Raw genomic sequence first — 6546 nt, forward strand, 5'->3', positions numbered from 1 at the left:
CGAAGCGTCGAATCGCTACCAGGTGACGTTCTCCTCGCAGTGCCGCCCGTTCGTGGTCGACTCCACCTGCACTGTCGCATGCGGCAGGCGGTGCGTCTCGAGCACGGCGCGGGCGGCCTCGAGCACCGCGGAGGTGTCAGAATCGGTGGTCAGGTGCACAGTCGCCACATCCATGCCGGTGGTCAGGGTCCACACGTGAAGATCATGGACGCCGGTTACCCCGGGCAACGCGGCGAGGTCGGCCTGCACCGTCTCGACGTCCACATCGACAGGTGAGGCCTGAGTCAGAATCCGCAGCGACGCCGCCGCGAGTTTGATCGCGCGCGGCACCACCCACAGCGAAATGAGGACACCCACGACGATGTCTGCGTAGGTCCAGTTGAAGGCTAGAATCAGGCCACCGGCGATGAGTACGCCGACACTGCCGACGGCGTCGGCGAGCACTTCGAGATACGCGCCCCGCACGGCCAGGCTGTCCTTCGAATCGGCGCGCAGCATCAGCATTACAACGATATTCGCGGCGAGACCGGCGGCGGCGGTGAGGATCAGCGGTAGCCCGGGAACTTCGGGTGCATCACCGATCCGGGAAACCGCCTCGTAGAACACCCAGACCGCAACCGCGAGCAGCAAAGCGGCGTTCGCCATCGCAGTCAGCACTTCGGCACGATGCCAACCGAAGGTCCGAGCAGCGGCGGTGCTTCCCCGGCGTGCCAGCAGGAGTGCGGCGAGTCCCATCGATAGTCCGACGACATCGGTGAGCATATGCCCGGCGTCGGCGATCAACGCGAGCGAGTTGACGATCAGACCCACGCTCGCCTCGAGAACGAGGAATACAAAGACGATGGCCAATGCCACGATCATGCGGCGGATTCGACCCTGGGACGGACCTACCTCATCGCCACTGGCCGTGCCGCCGTGTGAATGACTGTGACCGACTCCCATCGGCATCCCCTTCCTCCTGAACTCCGCCGATCATATGCACATGTACGCATATGTTTCAAGCGTGAGCTGTCGGTCAGGGTTCGGGACGATACGCCGGTTTCTCGACCGTGGGCGGCAGCGTTGCGATGGCCGAGATGCGTTTGAGGCCTGAGACCTGCAGAAAGTCGACGGTCAGGGAGCGAACCTGTGCGAACACCACGGTCGCGGAGAGGCCCGCATTTTCCACCAGTTCCGGTTTCAGCCCGGAGGCCACCGACCGCAGTACCCTCGCCGCCTCGGCCTGATCGGGTTGCTGACCAGGATCGGCGAGCGCCATCAACTTGAGAGTTTCCACCGAGTGGGCGAGTTTCTCCACCTGATCGACCAGTCGGGGATTGAGAATCTCGTCGTCACGCACCAGCGTGAGTGAACGCCTGGCGAGCACCCGCATATTGCGCAACGCGTTGTCGAGCGGGTCAGCGACGGCGGCCAGGCGATCTAGTCGTCCGCGGGTGTTCCAGTACAGGGGCGAGATACGACTGATCTCCCGGCCACCCGCAATCTGCTCGCGCAGGGCGTCGATGGAATCTTGGGTGGTTCGAGCCTTCCGCAACGCGTCCTCGATGGGCTTGTCGTCGTTGGACAACAACCCGTCGGCCACTAACTGCATCACCTCGGCGGCAGTCCCTAGAACGTTCGCGGCCTGCTTGCGCGCACGCCCGACCGGGTGAGTGGGAATCAACGCCACGACAGCGATGCCGACGAGCCCCCCGGTCAACGCGTCGACCATACGGTCGATTCCGGCAATGTCGCCGGGTGGCAGAAGCGTCGCGACGAGGACGGCCGAACTCGCTGCCTGCATCGAGAAAATAGGACCGCTGTTGAGCAGCACCGCCGCAGACATGGCCAGCCCCACCACGAGGGTGATCTGCCAGGTACCCGTTCCAATGACCGCGATCAGAAGATCACCGATGCCGATGCCGATCGTCACACCGGCGACCAGTTCGACCGAACGACGCAACCGCGCGCCGAGCGAAAGCCCCAATGACACGACCGCAGCGATCGGCGCAAAGAACGGGGAGGGGTGTCCGATGATCACTGTCGCGACCCACCAAGCACTGCCGGCGGCCACCGCACACTGCAGGATGGGTAACGCCGACACCCGAAGTCGTTGAACCGAGCTCCGCAGCCCCTTTCGACCACGGACCTTCGCAGTGCTTAGAGCGTTAACCGACGCCAAGTGCTTCCGCAGCCCGGGGGTCGCAGTCCTCGAGTAAGTCGAGGCAGCGCGCATACTCGTCCGACTCGCCGATCACCTTCGCCGACTTCGCCAGGATTGCGACGCAGCGGAGGAACCCGCGGTTGGGTTCGTGACTGTAAGGAACAGGGCCGAAGCCCTTCCAACCGTTACGCCTCAATTGGTCGAGTCCGCGGTGGTACCCGGTGCGCGCGTAGGCGTAGGCCGTGATGGTCTCGCCCGCGTCGAAAGACGCCTCCGCCAGGTAGGCCCAGGCAATCGATGCGGTGGGATGGGCGGCCGCCACGTCCGCCGGGTTCCCATGGTTCAACAGGGCCGACTCAGCCTCGTCGTCCCCGGGAAGCAGCGTGGGCTGTGGTCCGAGAAGGTCACCGAAAGACGTCATGCGCCTATTGTGCCCTCCATGCGGTTTTACAACGGTATCGGCCCGCGTCCGCCACGCGCCCTTTAGTACCTTCGATGACGCACAATGTCGTTAGGCTTCCCCCAACATTCCATTTTCTGCGGACCGAGGGGCAGCGCGTGCAGGACCCGACGAAAGACGAATCGACTCAAAGGCCGGCCGGGGCCGCACAGCAGAAACCGGGAGAGTCCGAGCCGGATTTGCCCCAGCCCCCGGCACCCCAGCCCCCGTCACCGAACCCCGGGGCCGAGGCGGTCACGACCGCGATCCCGAAGCAGAGCGTGCCGCCGTCCGACGCTGAGACCGTTGCGATCCCGGTTCAGCACCCGCAGAACACGAGGCCCACTCCGCCGAGGGCCGCACCTCAGCGGGTGCTGCCACCTCAGCAGAGCACCTCTCAGCGCGTCGCCCCGGCCGAGCCGCCCGTGAAGATGCCGGGGAAGTCCTGGCTGTTCGCCGCGATCACCGCAGGTGTCATCGTTCTCGCCGCCATCGTGGTCGCCGGTGCGGTGGTCTACAACAACAACCGGGCCGCGAACTCACCCCAGGCCCAGGTGCAAGGGGCAATCGACACGTTCGTCGCGGCACTCACTCAGGGCGATCTCGCAACGCTTCGCACCAGCACCTGCGGCAGCCTAGCCGAGTACTACCAGGGCATCCCCGATCAGGAATTCGCCGCAGTCCACCAGGTCGCTGTGACCCAGCTGAACATCCCGGTGGTCGGCGCGGTCGATGCCGTGCAGATCACCGGCGATACCGCCATCGCACAGGTGAAGGCGCACACCACGGCCAACCCGAATGAGCAGTCGTGGCGCACGTTCAACCTCGAAAAGGTCGACGGATCCTGGAAGATCTGTGACCCCATCTGAACAACTGTGCGTCTTTCCGGCAACGGTGGTCGTCGGAAAGGCGCACCAGCGTGACGGACCTATTTCGAGACGGAACGTCCGGTGGACAACAGGTCGTTGCAGGCCTCGACGACCCGGGCCGTCATGCCGGCCTCAGCCTTCTTCAAGTAGCTGCGTGGGTCGTAGACCTTCTTGTTGCCGACCTCGCCGTCGATCTTGAGCACACCGTCGTAGTTGGTGAACATGTGTCCGACCAGTGGACGGGTGAACGCGTACTGGGTGTCGGTGTCGACGTTCATTTTGACGACGCCGTAGCTCAACGCTTCCTCGATCTCGGATTTCAGCGAGCCCGATCCTCCGTGGAACACGAAGTCGAACGGCTTCGCGTCGGAAGCCAGACCCAACTTCGCGACGGCAGCCTTCTGCCCCTCGCTGAGAACCTCCGGCTTGAGCTTGACGTTGCCCGGCTTGTAGACGCCGTGCACGTTGCCGAACGTCGCGGCCAGCAGATACCTGCCGTGCTCGCCTACCCCGAGTGCGTCGACCGTCTTCTCGAAGTCTTCGCGCGACGTGTACAGCTTGTCGTTGATCTCGGCTTCGACGCCGTCCTCTTCACCACCGACGACGCCGATCTCGACCTCGAGGATGATGTTGGCGGCCTTCGACAGCGCTAGGAGTTCCTTCGCGATCACCAGATTTTCGTCGATCGGCACCGCGGAGCCGTCCCACATATGGGACTGGAACAACGGGTTGCGGCCCTCGCTGACCCGCTGCCGAGAGATCTCGAGCAGCGGACGCACAAACCCGTCCAACTTGTCCTTCGGGCAGTGATCTGTGTGCAGCGCGATCGTGACGTCGTATTTGTCGGCGATCACGTGGGCGAACTCGGCGAGCGCGACCGAGCCGGTCACCATGTCCTTGACGCCCAGACCCGAACCGAACTCGGCCCCACCGGTCGAGAACTGGATGATGCCGTCGCTGCCGGCATCCGCGAAGCCCTTGATCGCAGCGTTGATGGTTTCGGAAGAAGTGCAGTTGATGGCCGGGAAAGCAAAGGAGTGCTCCTTGGCTCGACCCAGCATCTCGGCATAGACCTCGGGAGTTGCGATTGGCACGGCGGCAGTCCTCCATAAACGAATCGATTTCGGCGAGCACGATCGGCGCAGCGCGCGATGTGGTCCTAGCAGTATGGCAATACCAACGTCGCACACCTCACAGAGACTGTCGCGGTACCTCGTTTCTGCGGCTTGGCGAGACGACGTGACCTCGATGATCCGCCGTGGTCCGGCAGATGTCGACTACCGGTACGCTGAGACCCGTGATTGTGCAGGCAGCATCGGATTCCGTGACCAACCTCGCGTTGTTGCCGGGGTTCCTCGACCCAGTAAACCTCCTCAACTCTTTCGGCACCTGGGTACTCGTCGGACTCCTCGCGGTCGTCTTCATCGAGTCGGGACTGCTGTTCCCCCTACTTCCCGGCGACTCTCTCCTCTTTACCGCAGGTCTCATCGCGGCGTCGAAGTCGACGGAGATCGAACCGTTCGCCCACATTGGGGTGCTACTGGTCCTGATCCCGATCGCCGCGATCCTCGGCGACCAGGTGGGCTTCTTCATCGGCAGCAGGGGCGGAACTGCACTGTTCAAGAGCAACGACGCACGGTTCTTCAAGAAGAAGTACATTGACGAGTCACACACCTTCTTTGAGAAGTACGGCCCGATCACGATCATCCTGGCCCGGTTCGTTCCGATCGTGCGCACGTTCGCGCCGGTCGTCGCCGGTGCGTCACGGATGAAGTACTCACTGTTCCTCACCTACAACATCGTGGGCGGCATCCTGTGGGGCGCCGGTGTCACCCTGCTCGGCTATCTGCTCGGTCAAATCGAGTTCATCCGCGCCAACGTCGAGGTGATCTTCCTGTTGATCGTCTTCGTATCTGTGGTGCCGATCATCGTCGAGGTGGCAAAGCGCTTCCTCAAGTCCCGCCGGGGCGCCGAGTCGACAACCGAGTACACGCAACCGGTCACCACACCGACCGAGCCCAATTCCTCATCCTGAACACAACCGGGGGCAACTCGCTGACGATGGTCATCTCGGCACCAGACGGTCTCGGGTTTCTCGCATCGGCGGGCCCCGCGCTGGTCTGGCTGATTGTTCTCTCATTCGTCTTCATCGAGTGCGCGGTGATTCTGGGCCTGTTCCTTCCCGGCGACTCGATGTTGATCACAGCGGGAATCGTCCTCGCCAACCATTCGTCCGGCACCGGTCACGTATGGGCGCTGTCAGCCGGGGCGATGACCGCCGCGATCTGCGGCAACCAGGTGGGCTATGCCATCGGTCACCGAACCGGAAACCACATCCTCGCCCGTAGAGGCGGCAAGTACCTCAATTACACGAACCTCCACCGCGTCAACATGCTGCTCGAGCGACGCGGCTTCTGGGCAGTTCTCATCGCCCGCTGGATACCCTGGGTGCGCACCCTGTGCCCCTTGGTCGCCGGCGCGGCAAAGATGAATCACGCCAAATACACCGTTGCGAGCAGCATTGGCGCGATCCTGTGGGCGCCCGTGCTGTTGCTGATCGGCTTCTACGGCGGCTCACTCCTCGACCGGGTGCCGTGGCTCATGCCGGCGGTGCTCACTTTCATGGTCGTCCTGCTATTGATCGGCACCACCGTTGGAGTCTGGCACTACCGCCAGGAGATGGCACGACCGCCGGAGGAAGTGGCGGTCGAAGAGGTGCGGGACTAGCACGCTCCCCCTTCGGGTTCCGTGCGGCGGAGATAGCCGTAGCTGACAAAAAGATCAGGTCCGCTTGAATCCGCTGGCAGACTGCCGATCTCTCCGGTCTGGTAGCCTTGGCGCGGGCCGAAGTGGTGTTCGATGATAAGGGAAAATTCCCCAAATCGACCCGCCGACATCGGCCTCGGGAGCGCCGCGTGACGCACCAGCGCCCGAAGTGGCCTGACAACCCCGGATCGGCAGAGTGTGACTATTCGTCAGCCGAACCGGGGTGGCCCCTTACCCCTTCGTATGGGGTGTCGGCAATCCTGACGGCATTTGGAGGCGTGTACACGCCTATCGGCTCGAGAGGTCATCATTGGGATCAACACGCTACG

General features: G+C 63.3%; 7 protein-coding genes. 3 read left to right on the forward strand and 4 right to left on the reverse strand.

Annotated features, from left to right (window positions below; translation table 11 throughout):
* Nucleotides 1-15: 15 nt before the first annotated feature.
* The 3 genes from RM2_RS12645 to RM2_RS12655 form a co-directional block, all read right to left on the reverse strand.
* Entirely contained in the window at nucleotides 16-942 is a 927-nt protein-coding gene (locus RM2_RS12645; protein WP_072689738.1) for a cation diffusion facilitator family transporter, read from the reverse strand.
* 73 nt (nucleotides 943-1015) lie between these two features.
* On the reverse strand, nucleotides 1016-2083 hold the full coding sequence (locus RM2_RS12650; protein WP_084721768.1) for an FUSC family protein: 1068 nt from the start codon (nucleotides 2081-2083) through the stop codon (nucleotides 1016-1018).
* Between the two features lie 64 nt (nucleotides 2084-2147).
* On the reverse strand, nucleotides 2148-2564 hold the full coding sequence (locus RM2_RS12655) for a DUF3151 domain-containing protein (protein ID WP_072689744.1): 417 nt from the start codon (nucleotides 2562-2564) through the stop codon (nucleotides 2148-2150).
* A gap of 137 nt (nucleotides 2565-2701) precedes the next feature.
* Here RM2_RS12655 and RM2_RS12660 point away from each other — a divergent pair, with 137 nt between their 5' ends.
* Nucleotides 2702-3451 (forward strand): Rv0361 family membrane protein, encoded by a 750-nt coding sequence (locus RM2_RS12660; RefSeq protein ID WP_072689747.1) that lies wholly within the window; start codon nucleotides 2702-2704, stop codon nucleotides 3449-3451.
* 59 nt (nucleotides 3452-3510) lie between these two features.
* On the opposite strand, the gene fbaA is transcribed toward RM2_RS12660, so the two are convergent.
* Entirely contained in the window at nucleotides 3511-4545 is a 1035-nt protein-coding gene (fbaA, locus tag RM2_RS12665) for a class II fructose-bisphosphate aldolase (RefSeq protein WP_072689750.1), read from the reverse strand.
* A 176-nt stretch (nucleotides 4546-4721) separates the two neighbouring features.
* Here fbaA and RM2_RS12670 point away from each other — a divergent pair, with 176 nt between their 5' ends.
* Together RM2_RS12670 and RM2_RS12675 are read left to right on the forward strand one after the other, a co-directional pair.
* On the forward strand, nucleotides 4722-5486 hold the full coding sequence (locus RM2_RS12670; RefSeq protein ID WP_072689788.1) for a VTT domain-containing protein: 765 nt from the start codon (nucleotides 4722-4724) through the stop codon (nucleotides 5484-5486).
* Between the two features lie 26 nt (nucleotides 5487-5512).
* Nucleotides 5513-6178 carry a DedA family protein gene (locus RM2_RS12675; protein ID WP_072689753.1) on the forward strand — a complete coding sequence of 222 codons (666 nt, stop codon included), beginning with the start codon at nucleotides 5513-5515 and terminating at the stop codon, nucleotides 6176-6178.
* Nucleotides 6179-6546: the final 368 nt, after the last annotated feature.

The sequence above is a fragment of the Rhodococcus marinonascens NBRC 14363 genome, assembly GCF_001894885.1.
GTDB classification, from domain to species: domain Bacteria; phylum Actinomycetota; class Actinomycetes; order Mycobacteriales; family Mycobacteriaceae; genus Rhodococcus_F; species Rhodococcus_F marinonascens.